This window comes from Acidovorax sp. LjRoot66 (assembly GCF_964253305.1).
Classification (GTDB): Bacteria; Pseudomonadota; Gammaproteobacteria; order Burkholderiales; family Burkholderiaceae_C; genus Acidovorax.
In genome coordinates this window covers 483062-507513 of sequence record NZ_CAXUQU020000001.1, presented here as the reverse complement: position 1 = coordinate 507513, position 24452 = coordinate 483062, and the positions used below count along the sequence as shown (strand labels likewise).

The 24452-nt window shown below is 68.4% G+C and carries 27 protein-coding genes; 14 read left to right on the top strand and 13 right to left on the bottom strand.

What is annotated here, in order from left to right:
* Window positions 1–5: 5 nt before the first annotated feature.
* Both ACSQ3Y_RS02395 and ACSQ3Y_RS02390 read left to right on the top strand, forming a co-directional pair.
* The gene (locus ACSQ3Y_RS02395; RefSeq protein WP_436176316.1) at window positions 6–1229 is read left to right on the top strand and encodes an amidase; all 1224 of its coding nucleotides are present in this window, start codon (window positions 6–8) and stop codon (window positions 1227–1229) included.
* A 73-nt stretch (window positions 1230–1302) separates the two neighbouring features.
* Entirely contained in the window at window positions 1303–2112 is an 810-nt protein-coding gene (locus ACSQ3Y_RS02390) for a GntR family transcriptional regulator (RefSeq protein WP_436176315.1), read from the top strand.
* A 25-nt stretch (window positions 2113–2137) separates the two neighbouring features.
* On the opposite strand, the gene ACSQ3Y_RS02385 is transcribed toward ACSQ3Y_RS02390, so the two are convergent.
* A complete protein-coding gene (locus ACSQ3Y_RS02385; protein ID WP_057200336.1) occupies window positions 2138–2710 on the bottom strand; it encodes a cob(I)yrinic acid a,c-diamide adenosyltransferase in 573 nt (190 codons plus the stop codon).
* 333 nt (window positions 2711–3043) lie between these two features.
* Entirely contained in the window at window positions 3044–3490 is a 447-nt protein-coding gene (locus ACSQ3Y_RS02380) for a hypothetical protein (RefSeq protein WP_057200337.1), read from the bottom strand.
* A gap of 272 nt (window positions 3491–3762) precedes the next feature.
* On the opposite strand from ACSQ3Y_RS02380, the gene ACSQ3Y_RS02375 reads away from it, so the two are divergent.
* Window positions 3763–4224: a hypothetical protein gene (locus ACSQ3Y_RS02375; protein WP_436176314.1), complete on the top strand. Its 462-nt coding sequence runs from the start codon at window positions 3763–3765 to the stop codon at window positions 4222–4224.
* Window positions 4225–4287: 63 nt separating this feature from the next.
* Here the strand turns inward: ACSQ3Y_RS02375 and ACSQ3Y_RS02370 are convergent, their stop codons facing one another.
* The 8 genes from ACSQ3Y_RS02370 to ACSQ3Y_RS02335 all read right to left on the bottom strand — a co-directional run bounded on the left by ACSQ3Y_RS02370 (window position 4288) and on the right by ACSQ3Y_RS02335 (window position 11423).
* Complete coding sequence (locus ACSQ3Y_RS02370; RefSeq protein ID WP_436176313.1) at window positions 4288–5085, bottom strand: amino acid ABC transporter ATP-binding protein; 798 nt, start codon at window positions 5083–5085, stop codon at window positions 4288–4290.
* Window positions 5069–5722 carry an amino acid ABC transporter permease gene (locus ACSQ3Y_RS02365; RefSeq protein WP_057200340.1) on the bottom strand — a complete coding sequence of 218 codons (654 nt, stop codon included), beginning with the start codon at window positions 5720–5722 and terminating at the stop codon, window positions 5069–5071. Before ACSQ3Y_RS02365 ends, ACSQ3Y_RS02370 begins: the two co-directional genes overlap by 17 nt.
* 6 nt (window positions 5723–5728) lie before the next feature.
* The gene (locus ACSQ3Y_RS02360) at window positions 5729–6403 is read right to left on the bottom strand and encodes an amino acid ABC transporter permease (RefSeq protein ID WP_057266792.1); all 675 of its coding nucleotides are present in this window, start codon (window positions 6401–6403) and stop codon (window positions 5729–5731) included.
* Between the two features lie 84 nt (window positions 6404–6487).
* Entirely contained in the window at window positions 6488–7303 is an 816-nt protein-coding gene (locus tag ACSQ3Y_RS02355; RefSeq protein ID WP_436176312.1) for a transporter substrate-binding domain-containing protein, read from the bottom strand.
* Window positions 7300–8091 (bottom strand): GntR family transcriptional regulator, encoded by a 792-nt coding sequence (locus tag ACSQ3Y_RS02350; protein WP_057266794.1) that lies wholly within the window; start codon window positions 8089–8091, stop codon window positions 7300–7302. Before ACSQ3Y_RS02350 ends, ACSQ3Y_RS02355 begins: the two co-directional genes overlap by 4 nt.
* A 103-nt stretch (window positions 8092–8194) precedes the next feature.
* Window positions 8195–9703 (bottom strand): carboxylesterase/lipase family protein, encoded by a 1509-nt coding sequence (locus tag ACSQ3Y_RS02345; protein ID WP_436176311.1) that lies wholly within the window; start codon window positions 9701–9703, stop codon window positions 8195–8197.
* Entirely contained in the window at window positions 9700–10701 is a 1002-nt protein-coding gene (locus ACSQ3Y_RS02340) for a Bug family tripartite tricarboxylate transporter substrate binding protein (protein ID WP_436176310.1), read from the bottom strand. Before ACSQ3Y_RS02340 ends, ACSQ3Y_RS02345 begins: the two co-directional genes overlap by 4 nt.
* The gene (locus ACSQ3Y_RS02335; RefSeq protein ID WP_436176309.1) at window positions 10698–11423 is read right to left on the bottom strand and encodes a TetR/AcrR family transcriptional regulator; all 726 of its coding nucleotides are present in this window, start codon (window positions 11421–11423) and stop codon (window positions 10698–10700) included. The genes ACSQ3Y_RS02340 and ACSQ3Y_RS02335 overlap by 4 nt, the downstream gene beginning before the upstream one ends.
* 178 nt (window positions 11424–11601) lie before the next feature.
* On the opposite strand from ACSQ3Y_RS02335, the gene ACSQ3Y_RS02330 reads away from it, so the two are divergent.
* From ACSQ3Y_RS02330 to ACSQ3Y_RS02320, 3 genes are all read left to right on the top strand, one after another.
* The gene (locus ACSQ3Y_RS02330; protein WP_436176308.1) at window positions 11602–13026 is read left to right on the top strand and encodes an FAD-binding oxidoreductase; all 1425 of its coding nucleotides are present in this window, start codon (window positions 11602–11604) and stop codon (window positions 13024–13026) included.
* A 135-nt stretch (window positions 13027–13161) separates the two neighbouring features.
* The gene (locus tag ACSQ3Y_RS02325) at window positions 13162–13911 is read left to right on the top strand and encodes a hypothetical protein (RefSeq protein ID WP_436176307.1); all 750 of its coding nucleotides are present in this window, start codon (window positions 13162–13164) and stop codon (window positions 13909–13911) included.
* Between the two features lie 32 nt (window positions 13912–13943).
* The gene (locus tag ACSQ3Y_RS02320; RefSeq protein ID WP_436176306.1) at window positions 13944–14684 is read left to right on the top strand and encodes a metallophosphoesterase family protein; all 741 of its coding nucleotides are present in this window, start codon (window positions 13944–13946) and stop codon (window positions 14682–14684) included.
* A 13-nt stretch (window positions 14685–14697) separates the two neighbouring features.
* Here ACSQ3Y_RS02320 and ACSQ3Y_RS02315 read toward each other — a convergent pair whose 3' ends face one another.
* Window positions 14698–15042: an antibiotic biosynthesis monooxygenase family protein gene (locus tag ACSQ3Y_RS02315; protein WP_436176305.1), complete on the bottom strand. Its 345-nt coding sequence runs from the start codon at window positions 15040–15042 to the stop codon at window positions 14698–14700.
* Window positions 15039–15383, bottom strand: a complete 345-nt coding sequence (locus ACSQ3Y_RS02310; RefSeq protein WP_436176304.1) for an NIPSNAP family protein — start codon at window positions 15381–15383, stop codon at window positions 15039–15041. The genes ACSQ3Y_RS02315 and ACSQ3Y_RS02310 overlap by 4 nt, the downstream gene beginning before the upstream one ends.
* Before the next feature lie 116 nt (window positions 15384–15499).
* Here ACSQ3Y_RS02310 and ACSQ3Y_RS02305 point away from each other — a divergent pair, with 116 nt between their 5' ends.
* Window positions 15500–15823 (top strand): YnfA family protein, encoded by a 324-nt coding sequence (locus tag ACSQ3Y_RS02305; protein WP_428002904.1) that lies wholly within the window; start codon window positions 15500–15502, stop codon window positions 15821–15823.
* 4 nt (window positions 15824–15827) lie between these two features.
* Here ACSQ3Y_RS02305 and ACSQ3Y_RS02300 read toward each other — a convergent pair whose 3' ends face one another.
* Window positions 15828–16673, bottom strand: a complete 846-nt coding sequence (locus ACSQ3Y_RS02300; protein WP_428002905.1) for a FadR/GntR family transcriptional regulator — start codon at window positions 16671–16673, stop codon at window positions 15828–15830.
* Window positions 16674–16932: 259 nt separating this feature from the next.
* Between ACSQ3Y_RS02300 and ACSQ3Y_RS02295 the strand changes: the two genes are divergently transcribed.
* The 7 genes from ACSQ3Y_RS02295 to ACSQ3Y_RS02265 all read left to right on the top strand — a co-directional run bounded on the left by ACSQ3Y_RS02295 (window position 16933) and on the right by ACSQ3Y_RS02265 (window position 24449).
* Entirely contained in the window at window positions 16933–18138 is a 1206-nt protein-coding gene (locus tag ACSQ3Y_RS02295) for an ABC transporter substrate-binding protein (RefSeq protein WP_057266804.1), read from the top strand.
* A gap of 199 nt (window positions 18139–18337) precedes the next feature.
* Window positions 18338–19198, top strand: coding sequence for a branched-chain amino acid ABC transporter permease (locus ACSQ3Y_RS02290; protein ID WP_057266805.1), 861 nt, complete (start codon window positions 18338–18340; stop codon window positions 19196–19198).
* An 8-nt stretch (window positions 19199–19206) separates the two neighbouring features.
* Complete coding sequence (locus tag ACSQ3Y_RS02285; protein WP_428002906.1) at window positions 19207–20205, top strand: branched-chain amino acid ABC transporter permease; 999 nt, start codon at window positions 19207–19209, stop codon at window positions 20203–20205.
* Window positions 20202–20987: an ABC transporter ATP-binding protein gene (locus ACSQ3Y_RS02280; RefSeq protein WP_428002907.1), complete on the top strand. Its 786-nt coding sequence runs from the start codon at window positions 20202–20204 to the stop codon at window positions 20985–20987. The genes ACSQ3Y_RS02285 and ACSQ3Y_RS02280 overlap by 4 nt, the downstream gene beginning before the upstream one ends.
* The gene (locus ACSQ3Y_RS02275; RefSeq protein ID WP_428002908.1) at window positions 20984–21688 is read left to right on the top strand and encodes an ABC transporter ATP-binding protein; all 705 of its coding nucleotides are present in this window, start codon (window positions 20984–20986) and stop codon (window positions 21686–21688) included. Before ACSQ3Y_RS02280 ends, ACSQ3Y_RS02275 begins: the two co-directional genes overlap by 4 nt.
* 38 nt (window positions 21689–21726) lie before the next feature.
* Entirely contained in the window at window positions 21727–22983 is a 1257-nt protein-coding gene (locus ACSQ3Y_RS02270) for a Zn-dependent hydrolase (protein WP_436180072.1), read from the top strand.
* Complete coding sequence (locus ACSQ3Y_RS02265) at window positions 22980–24449, top strand: M81 family metallopeptidase (protein WP_436176303.1); 1470 nt, start codon at window positions 22980–22982, stop codon at window positions 24447–24449. Before ACSQ3Y_RS02270 ends, ACSQ3Y_RS02265 begins: the two co-directional genes overlap by 4 nt.
* Window positions 24450–24452: the final 3 nt, after the last annotated feature.

The following is a 24452-nucleotide window of genomic DNA, read 5'->3' as shown; positions in this document are numbered from 1 at the left end:
GCCCCATGCACCGCCCCATCGCTTACCCCGGCCTGCCCTTCACCGACACCGTCCATGCCTGGGTGCCCCATGGCCACTTCGTGATCGAAGGGGCGCCCCACGGCCCCCTGACCGGCCTGCGTTTTGCCGCCAAGGACGTGTTCGACGTGGCCGGCCAGCCCACAGGCGCGGGCAACCCCGCCTGGCTGGCCAGCCACCCGGTGCCCACGCGCCACAGCGCGCTGGTGCAGCAGGTGCTGGGCGCCGGTGCCACACTGTGCGGCAAGCTCGTCACCGACGAGCTGGCCTACAGCATCCACGGCCACAACCTGCACTACGGCATGCCGCTCAACAGCGCCGCACCCGAGCGCATCCCGGGCGGCTCGTCGAGCGGCTCGGTGGCGGCCGTGGCCGCGCGCCTGGTGGACTTTGCGCTGGGCACCGACACGGGTGGATCCACCCGCGTGCCAGCCAGCTACTGCGGCGTGTGGGGGCTGCGCACCACGCATGGCCTGGTCTCGCGCGAGGGGCTGGTGCCGCTGCACGACAGCTTCGACACCGCGACCTGGTTCGCACACGACGCAGGCACCTTCGAGCGCGTGGCCAGAGCGTTGCTGCCGGCCACCCCCTTCGCGGCGGTGCGCGCCGTCGTGCTGCAGGACGCGGCTGCCGAGGCCGACGCCGAGGTGGCCGCACTGCTGCCCCGCGTGGGGGAAGTGCTCGCCAGAATCCTGCCCCAGGGGGCGGGCGCGGCAACGGCAGCCCAGGGCAGTTCGCTGGAGGACTGGCGCCGCCACTATGTGGCCTGGGGCGCCCATGAGGCCTGGCAGGCCCATGGCGCATGGATCGCGGCCAACGCGTCCGGCTTCGAAGACGCCATTGCCGGCCGCTGGCAGGCCGCGTCAGAGGTCACGGCCGAGGCCGCCGGGGCGGCGCGGGCCGCAGGCCAGGCCGCCCGCGCCCAGGTGCGTGCGCTCGTCGGCAATGGCACGGTGCTGATCGTTCCCTCGGCCGCCAGCGTGGCGCCGCTGCGCAGCGCCGGCGGCACCGAGATCGACGCCATCCGCGCACGCACCCTGCGCATCTGCTGCATTGCCGGGCTGGCCGGACTGCCGCAGGTGAGCCTGCCGCTGGCCACGGCCGGTGGCCTGCCCGCAGGGGTGTCGCTGATCGGCCCGGCGGGCAGCGACCTGGCCCTGGTGCATCTGGCGGTGCAGGTCTGGCGGGCGCTGCAGGACGGCGCACGCTGAAGGCGCGACAATGGGGGCAACAACATCCGCCGGACTGCGCGACGACAACCCACAGGCGCTCCGGGCGAACACCATGGCCACCAAGACAACTCCCCGCGCCAGCGCCAAGCCACCGCGGGCCACCACCTCGACCCAATCCCCTGCGGCAGTGCCGCTCAAGGCGGCCGCGCAACTGCAGGAAAGCGACCTGCCCGGCCTGCCGGGCCTGCGCACGGGCGACGACGTGGAAACACGCATCTACAACACGGTGTACGAGAGCGTGATGACCCAGCGCCTGACACCCGGCACCAAGCTGCCCGAGGCCTCGCTGTGCGAGCTGTTCGACGTGCGCCGCGCCACCGTGCGCAAGGTGCTGCAGGCGCTGGCGCACGACCACATCGTGGACCTGCGCCCCAACCGCGGCGCCATCGTGGCCGAGCCCACGCCCGAGGAGACACGCCAGGTGTTCGAGGCGCGCCGCGCGCTCGAAGGCTCCATCGTGCGCCTGGCCACGCGCCATGCGACGCGCGAGGACATCGCCTCGCTGCGCCGGCAGCTTGCGCAGGAACACGACGCCATGCACCGCTTCACGCAGCCCGCCTGGGCACGGCTGGCCAGTGCCTTCCACCTGCGACTGGCCGAGCTGGCACGCAACCCGGTGCTGCAGCGCTACCTGATGGAGCTGGTCTCGCGCTGCTCGCTGATCGTGGCGCTGTACGAGCCACCCGGCAAGGCCTCGTGCGAGCACGAAGAGCACGAGCGCGTGGTGGATCTCATCGCCCAGGGCGACGCCGACGGTGCGGCGCGCGAGATGGAAGCGCATCTGCTGGCGCTGGAGCACAGCATCACGCTACAGCAGGAGCGCAGCGACAACAACCTGGCGCGCATGCTCGGGATGGCCTGAGGTCTGCGCAACAGAGCCGTGGCGATCAGTTGTCTGCGGCCTGCGATCGCGCAAGCCGCTCGCTTTGCCAGTACACGTCGTCGCCGCCATCCATGCGGTTGAGCACGCGGGCCAGCACGAACATCAGGTCCGACAGGCGGTTGAGGTACTGGCGCGGCGCGTCGTTCAAGGTTTCTTCGCTGCCCAGGCCCACCACCACACGCTCGGCGCGCCGGGCCACGGTGCGGCAGACATGGGCCTGTGACGCGGCTCGGGTGCCTGCGGGCAAGATGAACTCCTGCAAACGTGGCAGTGATGCGTTGTAGTGCGCCAGCGCTTCGTCCAGCTGCAGCACGGCCTCGGGCTTGAGCAGTTCGTAGCCGGGGATGGACAGCTCGCCGCCCAGGTTGAACAGCTGGTGCTGCACCTGCACGAGCAGGCTGCGCACATCATCCGGCAAGGGTTCGCACAGCAGCAGGCCGATGTGGGAGTTGAGCTCGTCCACATCGCCCATGGCATGGATACGGGTGCTGTTCTTGGAGACGCGCTGGTCGTTGCCCAGCCCGGTGGTGCCGGCATCGCCCGTGCGAGTGGCGATGGCGGTGAGTCGATTGCCCATGGAGGCCTCCTGTGCGCAGCGTCTGCAGAAGTCCGGCAACGCTGTTTCGTTGAATGGGGATTGCCATCGCAGGTGCAGGACACCCTTCTCGACAGCCATGCGCCGCATTGTCATTCATCGCCGCACATTGGCGCCTGAACCCATGGGAAAAGGCAGAAGCGGAAACGGCAAATGCAGTTCATGCCCACCATGCCCCTGAAAGGCAGGTGTCACGTCACTGCATGGAGAAAGAAGGTGCGGGTAGTGCGCCACCCGCCGGACGGGGCCGGTGGGCGGCACCCGCACCAGGGCGAGTGCCAGCCGCACCGGATTCATCTGCCGCGATGGCGGCGATCACTGGACCGTGGCGCGGCGGTTGGCAGCGTCGATCTCGGCAGTGGAGACCAGGCCGTTCTTGGCGCTGGACTGCATGCCGGCCCATGCGTCAGCATGGTAGCGATCCCACTCGGCGCGCGAGACCATGCCGTCGCCGTTGGCGTCCATCAGGCGGGCGTTGGTCTTCTTCTCAGCGTTGGCTGCTGCCTTGCCGCCGGCAGCGGTAGCATCGATTTCAGGGGCGGGAGCACCCTTGCCCATGCCAGCAGCGGGGTTGGCTACGGCGGCCGACGAGTTGGCCTTCTTGTTGTCGACCTTGTTCTGTGCAGAGGTGGCGGCTGCGCCACCCGATGCGGACGGGCTCACTTCGGCAGGGGTCTTGCCCACGCCAGCGGGGGCCTGTGCCAGCGCGGCACTGCAGGCGAGAACGGCCAGGGAAGCGATGAGGGTGTGCTTGGTAGTCATTGGAGAGTCCTTGTCAGAAGAAGAGCGTTGAGTGCTCTGGGTCCATTGTTCAAGCGATCCGTGATCCGGCCTGTAGGACTTGCGCAGGGACTGGCGTGGGACTTCAAGCGCCCGCGCGGCGCTAGGTCGCAGCGCATTCGGCCGGGCGTCCTACACCAAGAGTTACACCGGGCAGGCAAATGTAGGCCCAGGCAACAGCCGGCAAAATGGCTGGCTGCCCACAGCCATCTGCGGTGCAATGGTGGCCTGTTCAACTTCGGAGCTCAGCACCCATGAAGACCCCAACGACCGTGAACACCCCATCGCGCAAAGCGGCCCACCCCTTCGATGCCAGCAGCGCCCTGCTGTTTGCCGTGCTTTCCATCGGTTCTTTCACTGCGGCGTCCACAGCCCATGCGCAGAACACCACCAACAACCCACCGCTGACCGCGCCGGCCAACAGCACCCGGCCTGCGACACCGAGCCTGGGGGTGACCCCGCCCATCCCGCACAGCGCCACGACCCCATCGCCCGCCCTGGCACCCCAACTCGGCGGCACGGCCAACTCCACCCAACAGGTGCAGAACTCGCAGGCCGGCGTTGCCTTCTCGCGTGCAGACGCCAACCGCGATGGCCAGCTGAGCCCGCAAGAGGCCGTGATGCTGCCGGCCATCAGCCAGAAGTTCGAGGCCCTGGACCGCAACAAGGACAAGTTCCTGTCGCTCGAAGAGTTTGCCCTGGCCGCCAAGTCCTGATCGACCCCACCTCCCCATTCATCCCAAAAGCACGCTGCGGCGTGCTTCTTTTTTGCCCGCCAATCAGTCGTGCAGCGACGAGAGGAACTGCTGCAGCTCGGGCGTCTTCGGGCTGCCGAAGAGTTCGGCCGGTGTGCCGGTCTCGTGCACGCGGCCCTGGTGCATGAAGACCACGCGGTCGCCCACCTTGCGCGCGAACGCCATCTCGTGCGTGACCATCATCAGCGTCATGCCTTCGAGCGCAAGCGACTCCACCACGCGCAGCACCTCGCCCACCAGCTCCGGGTCCAGCGCCGAGGTGATCTCGTCGCACAGCAGCACCTGCGGCTCCATCGCCAGCGCACGGGCGATGGCCACGCGCTGCTGCTGGCCGCCCGAGAGCTGGTCGGGCATGGCGTCGAACTTCTCGGCCAGGCCCACGCGGGTGAGCAGCTGGCGCGCCTGCTCGGCGGCGGCCTTGGCGTCGCGCGCCTTGACCAGCGTGGGCGCCAGCATGATGTTGCGGCCCACGGAGAGGTGCGGGAACAGGTTGAAGTTCTGGAAGATCATGCCCACCTGCTGGCGCAGCGAGCGCATGGCGCTGGGGCTTTCGTGCATGAGCTTCTGGCCGTTGACGCTGAGCGCACCTTCCTGGAACACCTCCAGGCCATTGATGCAGCGCAGCAGCGTGCTCTTGCCCGAGCCGCTCTTGCCGATGATGGCGATCACCTCGCCGCGCTGCACCTTCAGATCGATGCCCTTGAGCACCTCGTTCGTGCCGTAGGACTTGCGCAGCGCCGTGATGTCCACGATGGGGCGACCGGGCAGCACATCGGCAGGGGCTGCGGTGGCAGGCGTGGTGGTGTCAGTGCCGGTTGCCATGGAGTTTCCTTTCGAGGGACTGCGCCACCAGGCTCACCGGGAAGCACAGCGCAAAGTACATGAGGGCCACGCAGGCGTAGACCAGGAAGGGCTTGTAGGTGGCGTTGGAGATCATGCTGCCGGCCTTGGTCAGCTCCACGAAGCCGATCACGGAAGCCAGCGCCGTGCCCTTGATCACCTGCACCAGAAAGCCCACCGTGGGCGGCACCGCGATGCGCAGCGCCTGCGGCAGCACCACATGGCGCAGCTGCTCGCGGAAGTTGAGCGCCAGGCTTTGCGCGGCCTCCCACTGCCCCTTGGGGATGGACTCCACGCAGCCGCGCCAGATCTCGGTGAGATAGGCGCTGGTGTAGAGCGTGAGTGCAAAGGCCGCCGCTGTCCACGGCGAGGTCTTGATGCCGAACAGCGCGATGCCGAAGTAGGCCAGGAACAGCTGCATCAGCAACGGCGTGCCCTGGAAGACCTGAACATAGGCGCTGATGGCCCGCTGCGCACCGCGCAGCTTGGACAGGCGCAGCACCAGCAGCGCCATGCCGACGAGGCCGCCACCAATGAAGGCGATCAGCGAGAGGCTCACCGTCCAGCGCGCGGCGCCCAGCAGGTTGCGCAGGATGTCCCAGATCGAAAACTCAACCATGGCGGATTACCTCCCCACGAGGAAACGCGCGCCCACCCATACCAGCAGGCGCCGGGTGAGCATGGACAGCGCCAGGTACACGATGGTGGCCACGATGAAGGCCTCGAACGCGCGGAAGGTGTTGCTGGAGATCAGATTGGCGGCGTAGCTCAGCTCCGGCGTGGAGATCTGCCCGCACACAGCCGAGCCCAGCATGACGATGATGATCTGGCTCACCATCGAGGGCCACACCTTCTGCAGTGCGGGCGGCAGCACCACCCGGCGGAAGGTCTGGCCGGGGGTGAGCGCCAGGCTGGCGGCGGCCTCCACCTGGCCGCGCGGCGTGGCCTCGATGCCGGCGCGGATGATCTCGGACGAGTAGGCGCCGAGGTTGATCACCATGGCCAGCACCGACGCGAGCTCGGGAGAGAGCTTGAGCCCCAGCGCCGGCAGCCCGAAGAACAGGAAGAACAGCTGCACGATGAACGGCGTGTTGCGCACCAGCTCCACGTACGCGGCCACCACCCAGCGCAGCGCCGCCGGGCGCGGACCCAGGTTGCGCGAGCGCGCCCAGGCGCAGGCCGTGCCCAGCAGCAAGCCCAGCACCGTGCCCACCACGGTGAGCCCTATCGTCCAGGCCACGCCGCGCAGCAGTAGAGGCCACTGCGAGAAAACGGCAGAGAAATCCAGTTGGATGAGCATGGTGCGGTTGCCCCGCCGCGCTCGTCACGCGGCGGGCCTGTGCAAGATGGGTGAAGTGCGCGCGGGCTCAGGCAGCGTGTGGGCTTACTGCGGCAGGTCGCCGGCGGGGCGGCCCAGCCACTTGCTCGACAGCTTGTCGATGTCGCCGGACTTCCTGGCCTCGGCGATGATCTCGTTCACGCGCAGGCGCAGCTTGTCTTCGCCCTTGGCCACGCCGATGAAGTTGGGGCTGTCCTTGAGCAGCAGCTTGTACTCGGTGGCCAGGTTGGGGTTCTTGACCATGATGGTGCCGGCCGTCGATGCGCTGGTGGCAATCGCCTGCGTCTGGCCCGATACGAAGGCCGAGATGCTGGCGGCATGGTCCTCGAAGCGCTTGACGTCCACGCCGGCGGGCGCGACCTTGGCCAGCTCCTGGTCTTCCATGGCGCCGCGCGTCACGGCCACCGACTTGCCGGTCAGGTCGGCAAAGCTCTTGATCGACAGGCTCTTGCTCGCGAACACGGCCTGGAAGAACGGCGCGTAGGCGACGGTGAAGTCGATCACCTTCTCGCGCTCGGGGTTCTTGCCCAGGGTGGAGATGACGAGGTCGGCCTTCTGCGTCTGCAGGTAGGGGATGCGGTTGGCACTGGTCACCGGGATCAGCTCGACCTTCACGCCCATCTTGGCGGCAATGTAGTTGGCCATCTCCACGTCCAGGCCCTGGGGCTTGAGGTCGGTGCCAACGAAGCCGTAGGGCGGGTAGTCGGTGGGGATGGCGATCTTGATTTCCTTGGCCTTCTGGATGTTGTCCAGCGCGTTCTGCGCATGCGCGGCGGGCGCCAGCAGCGCGGCCGACAGGCCGGCGGCGGCCAGCAGGCCCAGGGTGGAACGGCGGGTGGTGGCACGGGCACGGATGGTCATAGCAGGGCTCCTAGGTAGGTGGATGCGTCGTCGGACGGTGGGGGAACAGATTTCTTGGCGGCCGCCTTGCGCGGGGCGCGGCCTTTGACATTCACGGCAGCCTCGGGCGCGGCAGCACTCTTGCGCACGGGCGCCAGCGCATCGCGCAGCTCGGCCAGCGGGTCGTGGGCCGCCTGCAGGCGCAGGGCGTCCTGCACAGTGCCGATGTGTTCTGACATGAGGGCCTCGGCGCGGGCGATGTCGCCGGCCTCCAGCGCCTCGACGATGCGCACGTGGTCGGCGCACGATTGAGCCGCGTCGTGCGAGGACTGGTAGAGCATGGCGATCAGCGTGGTGCGCGCCGTGAAGTCGCGCAGCGTGTCGGCCAGCAGGCTGTTGCCCAGGCACTCGGCCAGGCAGACGTGAAAGTCCCCCAGCAGAAAGCTGCGTGCCCCCACGTCGCTGCCGGCCAGGGCCGCCTTCTCGCGCTGCAGGTGGTTCTTGAGCTGGCGCACGGCCGCCTTGTCCACCGACTTGAGCTGGTGCAGCAACCCGAGCTCGATCACGCGGCGCGCCTCGAAGGCCTCGCGCGCCTCGTCCTCGGACGGTTCGATCACGTACCAGCCGCGGCGCGCGCTGACGGTGACGATGCCGCGCGTGGACAGCCGCGTGAGCGCCTCGCGCACGATGGTGCGGCTGCAGTCGAACAGCATGGCCAGCTGCTGCTCGCCCAGGCGCGAGCCCGGGGCCAGCTTCTGGGCCATCACGGCTTCGATGATGCGGTTGCTGATGTCGGTGGCAGAGGTCATTGCACCTCCTTACGCAGCTTCCGTGCCAACTGGTATACAAGCACAATGCACCAGCTTGGCGCACCACCGGATTGTCCGAGGCGTGGCCTGCCCCGTCGGAGTGCTAGAGAATGCCCTCCCAGACGCACCAGTGAGCGGCTGCTGGATCTGGCACGCACCGGGATGGCACATTGAAGTGCATGGCCCATGGCGCCGCTTGCGCATGGGCCGGCCAGCCCGGATCGCCACTGGTTGCAAAGCGCACCCAGGCACCGTGCATGGCGTCCGACAGTGCCTGCGGTGCGCAAGCGCCCGTGAATTCCAGCCCCTGCGCGGAGTGCAGGTTGCCAAACACAAAGGGCAGCTCCACCGCATGGGCCGCGCCCAGCCGCCCACGCCACTGGGGCGACCTCCAGCCGAATTGGTACAGATACGCCTTCACGCCCAGGGCGCCGGCCATGGAGGCGATGCGGTGCGCGGGAACGCGGTAGTAATAGTCCGACTGCACAGCGCACAGCAGCTCGCCCGGGGTGGTGGCGCCCTGCCCTGCAGCCGCCGCATAGGCCTGCAGCCCATTGGCCGGCAAGCCCACGGCATCGGCAAAGGACTGCAGCTGCGCGCCCGTCACGCGGTCCACCGCGCCACCGGGCACGTGGTACAGGCGCATCTCATCGGCATTGCTGCCCACCATTACCTGCAGGCTGGGCAGTGCACATGCCCAGGCATGCTGCATGGCCTGCAAGGGCGGCGCAGGCAGCACCGTGCCATCCACCACAGGCCGCAGCGGAAAGAAGTTGCGCCCGTCAATGCCATGCTGCAGCCGCAGGGCCGGCTCCGCAGCCAGGCGGTGCACGGCGTGCAGCACCGCAGGCAGCGGCGCTGCCGCCAACGCATCGCGCGTGGGTGCCACCCCCACCAGCGCTGCGATGGCCATGCGTACCGCAGCCGCGTCTGCCAGGTCCTGGCAGGCGATGCTCGGGCTTTGCAGGATGGCGCGCTGGAACAGCCCCTGCGCCACCGACATGCCCAGCAGGCAGGCCAGGGCACCGGCACCTGCGGACTGGCCGAACACCGTCACCCGCGCCGGGTCACCGCCAACGGCGTGGATGTGGTCCTGCACCCATTTCAGGGCAGCCACCTGGTCGAGCAGGCCGCGGTTGGCTGTCACGTCCTGCACATGCAGAAAACCATCCACCCCCAGGCGGTATTGCAGCGACACGAACACGATGCCCTGGCGCGCAAATGCTGCACCGTCGTACAAGGGATCGCTGGCGCTGCCGCGAAAGAACCCGCCGCCATGCACCCACACCATCACCGGCAGGTGCTCGCCGGCCCCTGCCTCAGGCGCCCAGATATTCAGTGCCAGGCAGTCTTCCCCGCCCTGCACTGGCGCACCGGCCAAGGCGGCCCGGGCCAACTGCGGCGCCATGGGCGCAAAGGCCACGGCATCGCGCACGCCGCTCCAGGCCGGCACGGCCACAGGCGGCAGAAAGCGGCGCGCTCCGTACGGCGCCAGTGCATAGCGCACCCCCCGGAACACGCGAAGACCGGACTCCCAGACCCCGCGCAAGCGGCCACCGTGCGCAAGCACGGCCTCGGGCGCCGCGGGCCGGATCGGTGCGTGCAGCGTCATTCCGTGGCCAGGCCCAGCTTGTCGATCAGAGGGCGCCACACGGCAGCATCGCGGGTAGCCCAGGCGAGCGCATCGCCGGGGGTGGATCCCGTGAGTGTCACGTTCATGGTCTCAAGGCGGGTCTTGTACTGGGCATCGCTGCGGCATTTGTCCGTCACCGCATTGAGCTTGTTGAGCAAGTCCGGCGGTGTCCCTGCCCGGGCCACCACCGCAATCCACGAGGGCCGCGCCAGGTCGCCGGCTGCGGGCAGGGCTTCGGCGATGGTGGGCACGTCAGGTAGCTGCGGTGTGCGCTGGGCGGCAAACAGGGCCAGCGGCACCAGCTTGCCGGCCTTGACCTGCGCGGTGGCCGTGCCGATCACCAGGGTCATCGCATGGATCTGCTGGCCCATCAGCGCCGTGAGGCCCGCACCCTCGCCGACAAAGGGGACATGGGTGGCTGGCACACCCATGCGGTCCATGAGGGCGGTGGTGAGCAGGTGCGCAGGGCTGCCCTTGCCCGGTGAGCCGAAGTTGAGCCCGCCCGGAGTGGCACGCGCCAGCTTCTCCAGGTCGGCCAGGCGGGTGATACCCTGCCCTGACGGCACGGCGAGCACGAGCGGTGAGGTGCCCAGGACGGAAACGCCATCAAAGTCGCGCAAAGGGTCGTAGGGCTGCTGCCTGTACACATACGGCGTGATGGACATCTGCGACATGCCGATGCTCATCAGGCTGTAGCCATCGGCTGGCTGGGCCTTGAGGTAGTTGACCGCCAGGATGCCATTGGCCCCGGGCTTGTTCTGCACCACCACGGCCTGGCCCAGCTCGCGGGCGGCGCAGTCAGCCCATACGCGGGTCATGGCGTCCGAGCCACTGCCGGGAGGCTGTTGGGCAATGATCTGGATGGGCTTGGAGGGGTAGGCACCCGGTTGCGCACCGGCAGCCGTGGCCACTGCCAGGCACGCAGCGGCCATCAGCACGCGCGGTGAAGCCGGTGAATGCAGATACTGCACAGTCATGGTTTGTCTCCTGTCGTTGGTGTCTTGGTACGCGCTGTGCGCTGGCGGCTGCGGGCCTTGCCGCCGCCACCTTCCTCCTGGCAGCGGGCGGCAATGAGGCCCGCCAGGCATTCGAGCTGTGCGATGTGGGCAGCCTTGTGTGCAGGGCCATCCACCACAGGGGTGAACAACTGCAGCAGGCCCAGGCCGCGCAGCGTGGAGAACACAAGGCCCAGGAAAGCCTCGCGGTCTGCATGGCCAGTGAGTTCGGGGAACGTGTCGAAGAAGCCTGCGCGCATCTGCGCATTGAGCGTGGAGCGCAGCGCGGCGATGTGGGTCAGCACTTCTGGCTGGTTGCGGCAGCCCAGGTAGATGTTCCAGGCCACGATGAAGCGTGGCTGGGCATAGACCAGGTTCCATGCGGCATGCACGAATTGCGCAGCGCGTTGCGGCGGCGCGAGTGCGGCGGCTGGCCACAGCTGGCCGTCCTGGCGGCCCGAGTCGATCAGCTCGCTGAGCACCCGCATCATCAGCACGGCCTTGGACTCGAAGTGGTGCTGCACGGCCCCTGAAGTCATGCCGGCCGAGCGGGCCAGCTCGTGGATGGACATCTCCTCGAAGCTCTTGCTCTGGATCACATCGATGGCGGTGGCGATCAGGTGCTGGCGCGTGGCGGCACTGCGCTCGGCATGCGTGCGCCGGGGGGTGGCGGCTTGCGGCTGGATGGGCGAGGACTTGCTCATTGCTTGATCACAATATACATTTCGAACGTAATGTAAATGCCCAGGTGCGAGGCGGCATCGGTGCATACCCGGGTGCATCCGCGCCGCATTCAGGGATGTGCGGCGCACAGGCACACGCCCCGGACCACGCCGCCCTAAAATGACCAAAGCACCACCGCCCACGCACGGAGACAAACCCATGAACGCCCCCACTGCCGCCTCGCACCTGCTGCCCGAGATCCACCTGCGCGAGGTGCCCCAGGCGCTGATCGACGCGCTGCAGGCCCGTTTCGGCGCCCGCTGCTCCCTGGCCCAGGCCGTGCGCGAGCAGCATGGGCGCGACGAAGGCTCGCTGCAGGCGCCACCGCCCTCGGCCGTGGTGTTTGCCGAAAGCACGCAGGACGTGGCCGATGCCGTGAAACTGGCCAGCCAGTACGAGGTGCCGGTGATCCCCTACGGCGCCGGCTCCTCGCTCGAAGGCCACCTGCTGGCCGTGCAGGGCGGCATCAGCATCGACGTGAGCCGCATGAACCAAGTGCTCAGCATCGATGCCGAGGACCTCACGGTAACGGTGCAGCCCGGCATCACGCGCAAGGCGCTCAACGATGCGATCAAGGACACAGGCCTGTTCTTCCCCATCGACCCCGGTGCGGACGCCAGCATCGGCGGCATGAGCGCCACGCGCGCCAGCGGCACCAACGCCGTGCGCTACGGCACCATGCGCGAGAACGTGCTGGCGCTGGAGGTGGTGACCGCCAGCGGCGAGGTCATCCACACCGGCACGCGCGCCAAGAAGAGCAGCGCGGGCTACGACCTCACGCGCCTGATGGTGGGCAGCGAGGGCACCTTGGGCATCATGACCCAGATCACCGTGCGCCTGTACCCGCTGCCCGAAGCCGTGTCGGCCGCGATCTGCTCCTTCCCGAGCATCGAGGCAGCCGTGCGCACCACCATCCAGACCATCCAGCTCGGCGTGCCGATCGCGCGCGTGGAGCTGATCGACCACCACACCGTGCGCATGGTCAACGCGCACAGCAAGCTCGGCCTGCGCGAAGAGCCCATGCTGCTCATGGAGTTCCACGGCTCGCCGTCGAGCGTGAAGGAGCAGGCCGAGACCGTGCAGGAGATCGCCAGCGAGTTCGGTGGCAATGCCTTCGAGTGGGCCAGCACGCCCGAGGAACGCACGCGCCTGTGGACCGCGCGGCACAACGCCTACTTCGCTGCCGTGCAGAGCCGCCCGGGCTGCCGCGCCATCAGCACAGATACCTGCGTGCCCATCAGCCGCCTGGCGGACTGCCTGCTCGACTCGGTGGCCGAGGCCGAGGCCAGCGGCATCCCCTACTTCCTCGTGGGCCACGTGGGCGACGGCAATTTCCACTTCGGCTACCTGCTGGACCCGAACATCCCCGAAGAGCGCGTGACCGCCGAGGACCTGAACCACAAGCTCGTGGCACGTGCCCTGGCCCTGGGCGGCACCTGCACCGGCGAGCACGGCATAGGCCTGCACAAGATGGGCTTTCTGCTCGACGAGACCGGAGCCGGCGCGGTGGACATGATGCGCGCCATCAAGCGCGCGCTGGACCCGAAGAACATCCTGAACCCGGGCAAGATCTTCGCGCTGTGATGGCGGCCGTGAGGTCGTTGTCCCGAACGCGGCCTGGTTTGCGGGCATAAGTCACGCATTCCCGCAGGGCGGTGTGCCGCGCCGCGCACAGGCTGGCGTATCGTGGCCGGTTCCCGGCCTATTGCTCTGCCTGCCATGCACGCCACCCTTCGCCCCCTGGTCCTTGCCATCGCCCTTGTGGGCAGCCTTTTCTTTGGCGCCCTGTTCGCGGTGTCCCTGGCCCGGCCCGCCTGGGTGGAGCAGACGGCCCGCACGATGATCCGCGCGCAGATCGAAAAGACAACCGGCGAGAAGATCGCTGCGCTGGACGCGCGCTTCCTCGACGGCAAGGCCCGTGCCCTGCTGCAGGAGCACGGACGCGAAATCGCCGCCGTGCGCAGGGCGCTCACCGACGGACTGCCCGCGCGCATCGCGTCCATTGCGGCTGAAATGGGCATCCCCGAATGCGAATGCCGCCGGCGCACCACCGAGCGCGTGGAGCTCAAGCTCGGCACCCTGCAGCAGATGCAGGCGCAGCTATCGAACCTGATCCGCACGCAGTACATGGAGACGGCCGGCAAACTGCTGCGCGAGCTGCGCATCTTCAGCGGTGCGAATGCGCTGGCCTTTGCCCTGCTGGGCGTGGCTGCGCTCAGGCGCCCCGCCGCCCGTCTGCAGCTATTGCCCGCTGCGGCCACCCTGCTGCTGGCCACCGCTGCCGCCAGCGCGGTCTACCTGTTCGGGCAGAACTGGCTGCACACCATCGTCTTCGGCGACTATGTGGGCTGGGCGCTGCTGGGCTATATTGCCCTGGTCTATGCATGGCTGTGCGACCTGCTGTTCAACCGGGCACAGGTGACCGCCCACCTGCTCAGCAGCGCGGGTGGCAGCGTGTCCCCGTGCTGACAGCCCAACCGCCCGGCCCGACCTTCCCTCCCATGCGCATCGCCTTCGTCTCCGACATCCACGGCAACCTCGCGGCGCTCGAAGCCGTGGCGGCCGACATCGCCCGCCGCAGTGCCGACCGGGTGGTGAACCTGGGGGACAACCTCTCGGGCCCGCTGCTGCCGCGCGAGACAGCGCAGTGGCTCATGGCCTCGGGCTGGCTTTCGCTGGCGGGCAACCACGAGCGCCAGGTGCTGCAGCTGCGCCCCGGCCATGGCGGACCCTCGGACCAGTATGCGCATGCCCAGTTGACCGAGGCGGAATTCGCCTGGATGCGCAGCCTCACCCACACCTTGCGCCTGGACGAGGGCGTGCTGCTGTGCCATGGCTCGCCGCGCAGCGACCACGAATACCTGCTCGAAACGCTGGACGGCTCCACGGTGCGCGCCGCCACCCCGACCGAGATTGACGAGCGCCTGGCAGGCCAGTACGCACCGCTGATCGCCAGCGGCCACACGCACGTGCCACGCCAGGTGCGCCTGGGTGCGGGTGTTCTGCTGGTCAACCCCGGCAGCGTGGGCCTGCAGGCCTATGGCGACGACCACCCGGTCGCGCACAAGGTCGAGAACGGCTCGCCCGAGGCGCGCTACGCCATCGCCGAATCAACCGCTGAGGGCTGGCAGGTGGAGCACATCGCCGTGCCTTACGACCACGAACCGATGGCCCTGCTGGCCGAGCGGCGGGGCCGGCCGGAATGGGCCCATGCCCTGCGCACCGGCCGCATGCCGGCTTGAGGCCTGCCCGTTTTCAGCCGTGCACCGCGCGCGAATCGCCGGGCGCCTGCGCCCGGTCGTTCATGCCGTAGTCGCGCACCACCGCCGCCACGCGCAGGCGGTAGTCGGCAAACACCTGGTCACGCCCGGCCGCCTGGGTGCTGCGGTGCGCCTCCTGCTGGCGCCATCGGGCCACGGCCTCTTCATCGCGCCAGAAGGACAGCGACAGCAGCTTGCCCGGCTCGGCCAGGCTCTCGAAGCGCTCGATGGAGAGGAAGCCGTCGATCTGCGCCAGCAAGGGCTTCAAGGCCGCGGCTGCGTCCAGGTAGGCGCCGCGCTGGCCGGGCGCGGGCGTCACCTCGAAGATCACGGCCATCATGGCGTGGGCCCCTGCGCATGGGCTGGCAGGCCCAGCGTGCCTTCCACCCCCTGGGTGAACGTGCGCTCCTCGCGCAGGATGAAGCGCTTTTCCTGCGCGAAGGCAAAATTGGCCCGGCCCTCGGCATCGCTGCGCAGGCGCGCGCGGTAGGCCTCGTAAGCGGCCAGCGAGTCGAAGGCGATCAGGCCCCAGGCCTCGCAGTTGCTGCCCTCGTGCGGCAGGAAGTAGCCCAGCAGGTGGCCACCGCAGCGCGGGATGATCTGGCCCCAGCGCCGCGCGTACTCGGCAAAGCTGTCGCGCTGGAAAGGGTCGATTTCGTAGCGGATGAAGCAGGTGATCATGGTGGTCAATGCCGTGTGGTGGAACAGGCTTCACGATAGGCGCTTGACCACCCCGGATGCTTCGCCCACCATCGAAGCATCATGACCCAAATCGCCCTGCCGCCCCTGCCCTCCGCATGAAGACCCTGCTGCTGTTCATCGCCACCGCGCTGGCCGAGATCGTGGGTTGCTACCTGCCCTACCTGTGGCTCAAGCAGGGCAAGCCCGTGTGGCTGCTGCTGCCCGCGGCCGCCAGCCTGGCGCTGTTCGCCTGGCTGCTGGCCCTGCACGACACCGCGGCCGCCGGCCGGGTGTACGCCGCCTATGGCGGCGTCTACATCGGCGTGGCGCTGGCCTGGCTCTGGGCGGTGGACCAGATCCGCCCCACGGCCTGGGACCTGGCCGGGGTCGTGGTGGCGCTGTGCGGCATGGCGATCATCATGTTCCAGCCAGCGCGCTAAACCCCTACTCCGCCGGCTTCGGCTTGACGGCTTTGACCGCCGCCTTGGGCCGCACATGGGCCGAGCGCGGGCTGCGCAGGGTGTCGGCGTCCAGGATCAGCCGGCCCTGGATGCGCCCCTTCATGCGCTTGACGCTGCTGGCCGCGTCCTGCATGTGGCGCGCCATCAGCGTGCGCACGGTCTCCACGTCGCGCGCCCGCGCGGCCTGCACGATCTCGCGGTGGAAGTTGGCATTGACCTCGCCAAAGCGCCGGTGCTCGGCCTTGGGCGTGCGGTTGCCGTAGACGATGAGCTGGCGCAGCATTTCGTTGATCAGCTCACAGTTGAAGCGCAGGAAGGGGTTGGGGTTGGCCGCCGCCAGGATGTCATGGAAGTTCACGTCCTCGCGCCGCTGGCTGAGCATGTCCTCGCTGCTCGATGCCGGGTCGCAGCAGGCGATGGAGTGCTCCAGCGCCTCGAAGTCGGCCTCGGTCAGGTGCGGCACGGCGCCGGCGGCCAGCTCTGGCTCCAGGAACTGGCGCACGGCGTAGATGTTGTCGATGGTCACTTCCTGGAAGAACAGGTAGTTCTGCATGAACTGCAGGGTGCGGTCCAGCGGCACCTCGGCGATGGTGCCGCCGCCCGAGGGGCCGGTGGAGATGGTCACCAGCCCCTGCACCTCCAGCGACTTCAATGCCTCGCGGATGGTGCCCTTGCTGACCTCGAACTGCGCCTGCAGCTCGCTCTCGCGCGGCAGGCGGTCACCCGGGCTCAGGTTCTTCTCGGTGATCAGGCGCTTGATCTCCTGCGCCACCAGGTCGGGGCGCTTGAGGGCTTTGAGCGGCTTCTGTGCGGACGGTTTGGTTGGCATGGATGGGATTGTCGTTGGTCGGTCGGCTGCCACTGCGGTGCATCCGCGCGGCGAAGTACCGCCCGTGGTGCAGTGTATGCACCGCATGGGGGCGGCGGAAGGGATGCAGGGTTTCCACGCACGGTGTTTATTCTATTTATCACTATAAATAGCAGAAATGAGCGCAATCGACGCTCTGCAGCGGTGGCACGCAGTGTGCTTTGCACAAGTCGTGCCCCGCTATCGGCCAGCCGGCCTCAACCCCTCCACAGGAGCCCCCATGCACCGTCGCCACCTCTTGCAACTCTCTGCCCTGGGCGCCCTGCCCGCATCGCTGGGCCTGGCCCAGAGCGCCTGGGCGCAGGCCAGCGGTGCCATCCAGTTCGGCTGCCCGGTGCCCATGTCGGGTGCGTTCGCGGCCAACGGCAAGTTCGCGGACCTGGGCATGAAGCTGGCCATCGAGCAGTACGGCACCGTCCTCAAGCGCCCCCTGGCCTACACGGTGCTGGACACCGAAGGCAAGCCCGCCACGGCTGTGCGCAAGGTGCAGGAGTCCTCGCAGCAGCAGGGCACGCGCTTCTTCGCGGGCGGCATCCTGTCGTCCGAATCGCTGGCCATGGGCAAGGAGGCCGAGAAGGCCGGCGGCATCTTCATCACCACCGCCGGTGCCGACGAGATCACGGGCAAGGACTGCAATGCCGCCACCTTCCGCTGGTCGGTGCCTACCTTCGGCGCCATCGAGCAGACGGTGCGCCCCCTGGCCGAGGCCCTGCCCAAGGCCAAGCGCTGGTACACCATCACCCCGCAGTACGTGTTCGGCGACGGCCTGCTCTCGGCGGCCAAGAACATCTTCAAGGAAAAGGGCCTGGAGCATGTGGGCAACAGCTACCACTCGCTGACCGAGAAGGAGTTCAGCGGCTACCTGACCAACGCCATGGCCGCCAAGCCCGATGTGCTGGTGCTGCTCAACTTCGGCTCGCAGTCATCCGACGCGCTGCGCCAGGCCGTGAGCTTTGGCATGCACAAGAACATGACCATCCTGGTGGCCTGGGCCTCGGGGCTGGAGCAGTTCGAGTCGCTGGGCGCCGACCTGTGCGAGGGCGTGTACTTTGGCGCGCAATACTGGCACACGGCCAATGCACCGCTCAACCTGGACCTCGTCAAGCGCAGCAACGACAAGTTCAAGTCCAACCCCAACTACAGCCTGGCGGGCTCGTACATCTGCACCAAGCTCATGATCGACGGCATCATCAAGGCCGGCACGGTGGAGCCCAAGGCCGTGATCGCCGCCATGGAAGGCATGAAGTACCAGGGCCTGACGGGTGATGAAGAGATCCGCAAGGGCGACCACCAGGTGCTCAAGAACTACTACCTGCTCAAGGGCAAGGCCAAGGCGAAGATGGCCAACAAGGACGACTACGTGGATGTGGTCAGTTCGGGCAAGTCCTTCCTGCCCCTGGACCAGACCGGCTGCAAGCTCGCCTGATACGGATTTGCGTTCGACCAGCCAACGTCGTTGGAGAGCCTTGCCGTGCTAGCGCACTGTCCGCGGCTCACCGCCTAGTTATCTGGCCGAGCGCAAATCCGCGAGAACGCCAAAGTTCCTGGCCGCCCTCGCCATTGAAGCCACCTCTTTGCGGGCCGTGCCTGCGCGCCGCAAGTCCATCCCCCCTCTCACCTCGCCCATGAACATCTACCTGCTACAGGCCATCAACGGGATCGGCATCGGCATGCTGTACTTCCTGCTGGCCGTCGGCCTGTCCATCGTGTTCGGCCTGCTGCGCTTCGTGAACTTCGCGCACGGGGCCTTCTACCTGCTGGGCGCCTACTTCTGCTTTCAGATGACGCGCTGGGGCCTGAGCTTCTGGCTGGCCCTGGCCGTGGTGCCCGTGCTCGTGGGTGCGCTGGGGTGGCTCACCGAGAAGCTAGTGCTGCGCCATGTGTACGCCAAGCCGCATGAGTTCCACATCCTCGTCACCGTGGGCCTGGCCCTGGCCATCCAGGAGCTGGTGATCCTGCAATGGGGGCCGCTCGGTGACAGCGTGCCGGTGCCCGACCTGCTGCAGGGCGTGGTCATGTGGGGCGGCATCGTCTACCCCAAGTACCGGCTGTTCGTGATCGGCTTCACCGCCGTGCTGGCCGTGGGCCTGTGGTACGTGCTCGAAGGCACGCGCCTGGGCAGCGCGGTGCGCGCGGGCAGCGAATCGACCGAGATGGTCTCGCTGCTCGGCATCAACGTGTTCCGCATCTTCAGCTTGGTGTTCGCGCTGGGCGCGGCCACCGCGGCGATAGCCGGCGTGCTCGCCGCCCCGATGCGCGGGGCCGAGCCCTTCATGGGCATCGAGGCGCTGGGCGTGGCCTTCATCGTGGTGGTGGTCGGGGGCATGGGCAGCTTTGCCGGGGCGCTGATCGGCGGCCTGCTGATCGGCATCGTGCAGAGCGTGATGAGCACCGTGTGGCCCGAGGGGGCGCGGCTGATGATCTACATCGCCATGGCCGCGGTGCTGCTGCTGCGCCCGCATGGCCTACTGGGCCGCAAAGGATGAACACCACCATGACGACACTTCTGCGCAAGAATTTCCACCTGCTGCTGGCGCTGGCCGTGGTGCTGGTGATGCCGCTGACCATGCAATCGGGCTCGCTGGCCAGCGAGGTGCTGATCTATGGCCTGGCCGCCATGGGCTGCAACCTGCTGCTGGGCCATACCGGGCTGCTGTCCTTCGGGCAGGGCATCTTCTTCGGGCTGGGCAGCTACACCATTGCCCTCACGCTCACGCGCTGGCCCCTGCCCATGCCGCTGGCCCTGGCGCTCGCCGTGGTGATTGGCGCACTGGGCGCGGCCATCGTCGGCTGGGTGGCCATCCGCCAGCGCGGCACCTACTTCGTGATGCTGACCCTGGCCTTCGCGCAGATGTTCTACTTTCTCGCCTACTCCATGCCCGGCATCACGGGCGGCGACAACGGGCTGATGGACATCCCGCGCCCCTCGCTGGCCGTGGGTGGCTTCACCCTGTGGCCGCTGGCCTCGCCCTGGCAGTACTACGGCTTCGTGGCCACCGTGTTCCTGGTGGCCTTCTGGCTGCTGCAGAAGGTGTCGGCCTCGGTCTTCGGGCGCACGCTGCTGGCGGTGCGCGACAACGAGGAGCGCGCAGGCGCCATTGGCTACAACCTGCGCCTGCTCAAGCTGCAGGCCTTCGTGATCTCGGGCGCGGTGACGGGCCTGGCCGGCGCGCTGCACGCCATGATGACCGGCATCGCCCCGCTGGCGAATGCCGAATACCACACCAGCGAGATGATCCTGGTGATGACCGTGATCGGCGGCACGGGCAACCTGCTGGCCTCGCTGCTCGGCTCGGCCTTCTACCTGCTGCTGGGCGACTGGCTGTCCACCCTGTGGCCGCGCTGGCTGCTGATCCTGGGGGTGGTGCTGATGGTGGTGAGCCTGGGTATGCAGCGCGGCCTGTGGGGCCTGGGCGAGTCGGCCTGGAACCTGCTGCGTGGCAAGGGTCGTGGCGGCAAGACAGACGCCACGACGCAAGGAGGCCACGCATGAGCACGGCAGCCACCTCCCCCATCCTGCTCGAAGCCGTGGGCGTGGAAAAGCGCTACGACAAGTTCGCCGCCCTCGCGGGCGTGGACCTCAAGGTGCGCGCGAACACGGTCCATTCGGTCATCGGCCCCAACGGCGCCGGCAAGACCACGCTGTTCCACATGCTCACGGGCACCAAGGCCGTGAGTGGCGGGCGCATCGTGTTCGACGGGCACGACGTGACGCACGAGCCCGACCACAAGCGCGTGCAGCGCGGCATGGCGCGCTCGTTCCAGGTGACGAGTCTGTTCCTGACCCTGCCCGTGCGCGAGAACCTGCGCCTGGCCGCCCAGGGCACCGCACCGCGCCATGCGCTCAACTGCTGGCATGCGCCGCAGGGTGCGCGCTCGCAGGCCGAGGTGGTGGCCAGCGTATTGGCCCGCCTGGGCCTGGAGCGCCATGCCGACACGCCGGTGGGCAACCTCTCGCACGGCCAGCAGCGCCGGTTGGAGGTGGGCATGGCGCTGGCGGCGCGGCCCAAGGCGATCTTCCTGGACGAGCCGACCTCGGGCATGGGCATCGACGACCTGGATGACATGAAGCGGCTGATCCAGGGCCTCAAGGACGAGCACACCGTGGTACTCATCGAGCACAACATGAACATCGTGATGGACATCTCCGACACCGTGACGGTGATGCAGCAGGGCCGCGTGCTGGCCGAAGGGCATCCGCACGCGATCCGCAGCGACGACCGGGTGCGCAGCGCCTACTTGGGCAACATGATCACGGGGGGCAAGGCGGCATGACGATCCTCAGCATTGAAGGGCTGCATGCCCACTACGGCAAGAGCCATGTGCTGCAGGGCGTGGACCTGCGCGTGGGCGACGGCGAGCTGGTCACTCTGCTCGGTCGCAACGGCGCGGGCAAGACCACCACGCTCAAGAGCATCTGCGGGGTGGTGCCACCCACCCAGGGCCGCGTGCGCTTTGCGGGCGAGGAGGTGCAGGGCCTGGCCACGCACGCCATCGCCCAGCGCGGCGTGTGCCTGGTGCCCGAGCACCGCGGCATCTTCAAGCTGCTGACGGTGGAAGAGAACCTGCTGCTGGGCCAGCGCAAGCGCTCGCCCTGGCAGTTGCCGGACGTCTACCGCATCTTTCCGCGCCTCAAGGAGCGGCGCAGCAACGGCGGCGGCCAACTCTCGGGTGGCGAGCAGCAGATGCTGGCCATCGGCCGCGCGCTGATGAATGCGCCGCGCCTGTTGATGCTGGACGAGCCCGTGGAAGGCCTGGCCCCTGTGATCGTGGAAGAGATCGTGGCGCAGCTCAAGACCATCAAGGCCGCCGGCGTGGCCATTTTGCTGGTGGAGCAGAACCTGGAGGTCTGCACCCAGCTGGCCGACCGGCACTACGTGATCGAGCAGGGCGCCATCGTGCATGAGGCAGACAACGCCGCCTTCCTGGCCGACGACGCCATCAAGGACCGCTACCTGGGCGTGGGCCTCGCGTAGCGCCCCGCCCCATTTTTCAGGAATCTCTTACCGTGAACATGAAGACCAACCCCTCTGCCCTGCTGCCGCGCGTGAACGGCGCGCGCCTGTGGCAATCGCTGATGGACCTGGCGCAGATCGGCGCCACGCCCAAGGGCGGCGTGTGCCGCCTGGCCCTGACCGCGCTGGACGGCGAAGGCCGCGACCTGTTCGTGCGCTGGGCGCGCGAGGCCGGCTGCAGCGTGCGCGTGGATGCCATCGGCAATATCTTCGCGCGCCGCGCGGGGCGCAACGATGCCCTGCCCCCGGTGATGACCGGCAGCCACATCGACACCCAGCCCACGGGCGGCAAGTTCGACGGCAACTATGGCGTGCTGGCCGGCATCGAGGTGGTGCGCACCCTGAACGACCACGGTATCGTGACCGAAGCCCCCATCGAGGTGGCCGTTTGGACCAATGAGGAAGGCTCGCGCTTCGTGCCGGTGATGATGGGCTCGGGCGTGTTCGCCGGGGCCTTCACGCTCGACCATGCGCTGGCCCAGCGCGATGCGCAGGGCACCAGCGTGGCCGAGGCACTGGCCGCCATCGGCTATGCCGGCGAAAGCGGCCCCACGCCGCCCGTGGGCGCGTATTTCGAAGCGCACATCGAGCAGGGCCCGGTGCTGGAGGCCAATGGCTGCGTGATCGGCGTGGTGCAGGGTGCCCTGGGCCAGCGCTGGTACGACGTGACGGTGCAGGGCATGGAGGCGCATGCCGGCCCCACGCCCATGGCGCTGCGCCGCGATGCGCTGCTGGCCGCCAGCACACTGGTGGCCGAAGTGAACCGCATCGCCCTGGACCATGCGCCGCATGCCCGCGGCACGGTGGGCGTGCTGGAGGTGTTCCCGAGCTCGCGCAATGTGATCCCCGGCAGCGTGCGCATGACGGTGGACCTGCGTGCCGCCGACGATGCCGTGCTGCTGCAGATGGACGCCGCGTTGCGCGCCGCCTGCGAGCGCATCGGCACGGCCCACCGCACGCCCATCGCGGTGGAGCAGGTGGTGTACTTCCCGCCACAGCCGTTTGCGCCCGCGCTGGTCGAAGGCGTGCGCGCCGATGCCCAGGCACTGGGCTATACCGCGATGGACGTGGTCAGCGGTGCCGGGCACGATGCCGTGTACCTGGCGCGCCTGGCACCCACGGCCATGGTCTTCGTGCCCTGCGCCGATGGCATCAGCCACAACGAGATCGAGGACGCCGAGCCCGATCACCTGGAGGCCGGCTGCAACGTACTGCTGCAGGCCATGCTGCGCAGCGCCCAGGTGGTGGCCGCATGAAGATCCTCATCGCCCGCCTGAACCACGAGACCAACACCTTCTCGCCCGTGCCCACGCCGCTGGAGGCGTTTGCGCCCACCTACGGCGAAGACGCCTTGCGCGACAACCTGGGCATGCGCACAGCCATGGCGGCCTTCATCGACCTGGCCCGGGGCCTGGGCGCCACACTGGTCACGCCGGTGTCGGCCATGTCCAACCCCAGCGGCCCGGTGCATGCCGCCGCCTACGACGAGCTGACCCGACGCATCGTCGAGGCGGCGCCGGGCTGCGATGCCATCCTGCTCGACCTGCATGGCGCCATGGTGGCCGAGAACAGCCCCGATGGCGAGGGCGACCTGCTCGAACGCGTGCGCGCAGCGGCGCCCGGCGTGCCCATCGGCGTGGCGCTGGACCTGCACGGCAACATCACGCCGAAGATGGTCGCCAACGCCGACGTCATGGTGGGCTTCAAGACCTACCCGCACATCGACATGTACGAGACCGGCGAGCATGCCGGGCGCCTGCTGCTGGCCATGCTGCAGGGCCAGGCACGCTACAGCGTGCGCTGGCACCAACTGCCCATGATGGGCCACACCCTGCGCAGCACCACGTTGCAGGGCGCCATGCTGCGCGCGGTGGACGCCGCGCGCGCAGCGGAGGCCGAGGGCGTACACGCCGTCTCGGTGTTCGCTGGGTTCTCGCTGGCCGACATCGAGGCGCCGTTCATGAGCGTGGTCGTCACCGACCGCGCCGACGACACCGAAGCAGCCCAGGCCGTAGCCGACCGCATTGCCGCCACCATCTGGCAGGAGCGCGCCGAGTTCGTCTACGACAGCGAGCCACTGGCCGACTCACTGCAGCGCGCCCAGAGCCTGGCGCAGGGCGCCGAGCGCCCGGTGCTGCTGCTGGACCACAGCGACAACTGCATGTCCGGCGGCACCTGCGACTCCATGGATGTCTTGCAGGCCGCCCTCGCCGAGGGCCTGTCGGACATCGCCGTGGGCCCGCTGTGCGACCCCGAGGCGGTGGCCGAGCTGGTGGCTGCGGGCGTCGGTGCACAGGTCACCGTGCGCCTGGGCAACAAGGTGCCGCTCACCCAGCTCAACGTGGCCAAGGAGCCCGTGGCGCTCAGCGGCACGGTGCGCGCCATCAGCGATGGCGAGTACACCGTGACCGGCCCCATCTACACCGGGCAGCGCTGCGCCATGGGGCGCACCGTGCTGTTCGACACCGGCAGCGCACGGATCGTGGTGACCGAGAAGACCCACGAGCCCTGGGACCTGGGCGTGTTCTCGTGCGTGGGGGTGGACCCCACGGCGCACCGCTTCGTGCTGCTCAAGTCGCGCATGTACTGCCGCCCGGTGTTCGTGCCGCTGTCGCACGCGCTGGTCGAATGCGACAGCCCCACGGGAGTGACCAGTTCCAACTACGCGCTGTTCCCGTTCAGGAACGTGCGCCGGCCGGTGTTCCCATTGGACGCGGTTTGAGGG

Excerpts from the sequence above, each read along its gene's own strand:
- ACSQ3Y_RS02395 (WP_436176316.1), top strand. The coding sequence starts at position 6 with ATGCACCGCCCCATCGCTTACCCCGGCCTGCCCTTCACCGACACCGTC.
- ACSQ3Y_RS02390 (WP_436176315.1), top strand. The coding sequence starts at position 1,303 with ATGGCCACCAAGACAACTCCCCGCGCCAGCGCCAAGCCACCGCGGGCC.
- ACSQ3Y_RS02385 (WP_057200336.1), bottom strand. The coding sequence starts at position 2,710 with ATGGGCAATCGACTCACCGCCATCGCCACTCGCACGGGCGATGCCGGC.
- ACSQ3Y_RS02380 (WP_057200337.1), bottom strand. The coding sequence starts at position 3,490 with ATGACTACCAAGCACACCCTCATCGCTTCCCTGGCCGTTCTCGCCTGC.
- ACSQ3Y_RS02375 (WP_436176314.1), top strand. The coding sequence starts at position 3,763 with ATGAAGACCCCAACGACCGTGAACACCCCATCGCGCAAAGCGGCCCAC.
- ACSQ3Y_RS02370 (WP_436176313.1), bottom strand. The coding sequence starts at position 5,085 with ATGGCAACCGGCACTGACACCACCACGCCTGCCACCGCAGCCCCTGCC.
- ACSQ3Y_RS02365 (WP_057200340.1), bottom strand. The coding sequence starts at position 5,722 with ATGGTTGAGTTTTCGATCTGGGACATCCTGCGCAACCTGCTGGGCGCC.
- ACSQ3Y_RS02360 (WP_057266792.1), bottom strand. The coding sequence starts at position 6,403 with ATGCTCATCCAACTGGATTTCTCTGCCGTTTTCTCGCAGTGGCCTCTA.
- ACSQ3Y_RS02355 (WP_436176312.1), bottom strand. The coding sequence starts at position 7,303 with ATGACCATCCGTGCCCGTGCCACCACCCGCCGTTCCACCCTGGGCCTG.
- ACSQ3Y_RS02350 (WP_057266794.1), bottom strand. The coding sequence starts at position 8,091 with ATGACCTCTGCCACCGACATCAGCAACCGCATCATCGAAGCCGTGATG.
- ACSQ3Y_RS02345 (WP_436176311.1), bottom strand. The coding sequence starts at position 9,703 with ATGACGCTGCACGCACCGATCCGGCCCGCGGCGCCCGAGGCCGTGCTT.
- ACSQ3Y_RS02340 (WP_436176310.1), bottom strand. The coding sequence starts at position 10,701 with ATGACTGTGCAGTATCTGCATTCACCGGCTTCACCGCGCGTGCTGATG.
- ACSQ3Y_RS02335 (WP_436176309.1), bottom strand. The coding sequence starts at position 11,423 with ATGAGCAAGTCCTCGCCCATCCAGCCGCAAGCCGCCACCCCCCGGCGC.
- ACSQ3Y_RS02330 (WP_436176308.1), top strand. The coding sequence starts at position 11,602 with ATGAACGCCCCCACTGCCGCCTCGCACCTGCTGCCCGAGATCCACCTG.
- ACSQ3Y_RS02325 (WP_436176307.1), top strand. The coding sequence starts at position 13,162 with ATGCACGCCACCCTTCGCCCCCTGGTCCTTGCCATCGCCCTTGTGGGC.
- ACSQ3Y_RS02320 (WP_436176306.1), top strand. The coding sequence starts at position 13,944 with ATGCGCATCGCCTTCGTCTCCGACATCCACGGCAACCTCGCGGCGCTC.
- ACSQ3Y_RS02315 (WP_436176305.1), bottom strand. The coding sequence starts at position 15,042 with ATGATGGCCGTGATCTTCGAGGTGACGCCCGCGCCCGGCCAGCGCGGC.
- ACSQ3Y_RS02310 (WP_436176304.1), bottom strand. The coding sequence starts at position 15,383 with ATGATCACCTGCTTCATCCGCTACGAAATCGACCCTTTCCAGCGCGAC.
- ACSQ3Y_RS02305 (WP_428002904.1), top strand. The coding sequence starts at position 15,500 with ATGAAGACCCTGCTGCTGTTCATCGCCACCGCGCTGGCCGAGATCGTG.
- ACSQ3Y_RS02300 (WP_428002905.1), bottom strand. The coding sequence starts at position 16,673 with ATGCCAACCAAACCGTCCGCACAGAAGCCGCTCAAAGCCCTCAAGCGC.
- ACSQ3Y_RS02295 (WP_057266804.1), top strand. The coding sequence starts at position 16,933 with ATGCACCGTCGCCACCTCTTGCAACTCTCTGCCCTGGGCGCCCTGCCC.
- ACSQ3Y_RS02290 (WP_057266805.1), top strand. The coding sequence starts at position 18,338 with ATGAACATCTACCTGCTACAGGCCATCAACGGGATCGGCATCGGCATG.
- ACSQ3Y_RS02285 (WP_428002906.1), top strand. The coding sequence starts at position 19,207 with ATGACGACACTTCTGCGCAAGAATTTCCACCTGCTGCTGGCGCTGGCC.
- ACSQ3Y_RS02280 (WP_428002907.1), top strand. The coding sequence starts at position 20,202 with ATGAGCACGGCAGCCACCTCCCCCATCCTGCTCGAAGCCGTGGGCGTG.
- ACSQ3Y_RS02275 (WP_428002908.1), top strand. The coding sequence starts at position 20,984 with ATGACGATCCTCAGCATTGAAGGGCTGCATGCCCACTACGGCAAGAGC.
- ACSQ3Y_RS02270 (WP_436180072.1), top strand. The coding sequence starts at position 21,727 with ATGAAGACCAACCCCTCTGCCCTGCTGCCGCGCGTGAACGGCGCGCGC.
- ACSQ3Y_RS02265 (WP_436176303.1), top strand. The coding sequence starts at position 22,980 with ATGAAGATCCTCATCGCCCGCCTGAACCACGAGACCAACACCTTCTCG.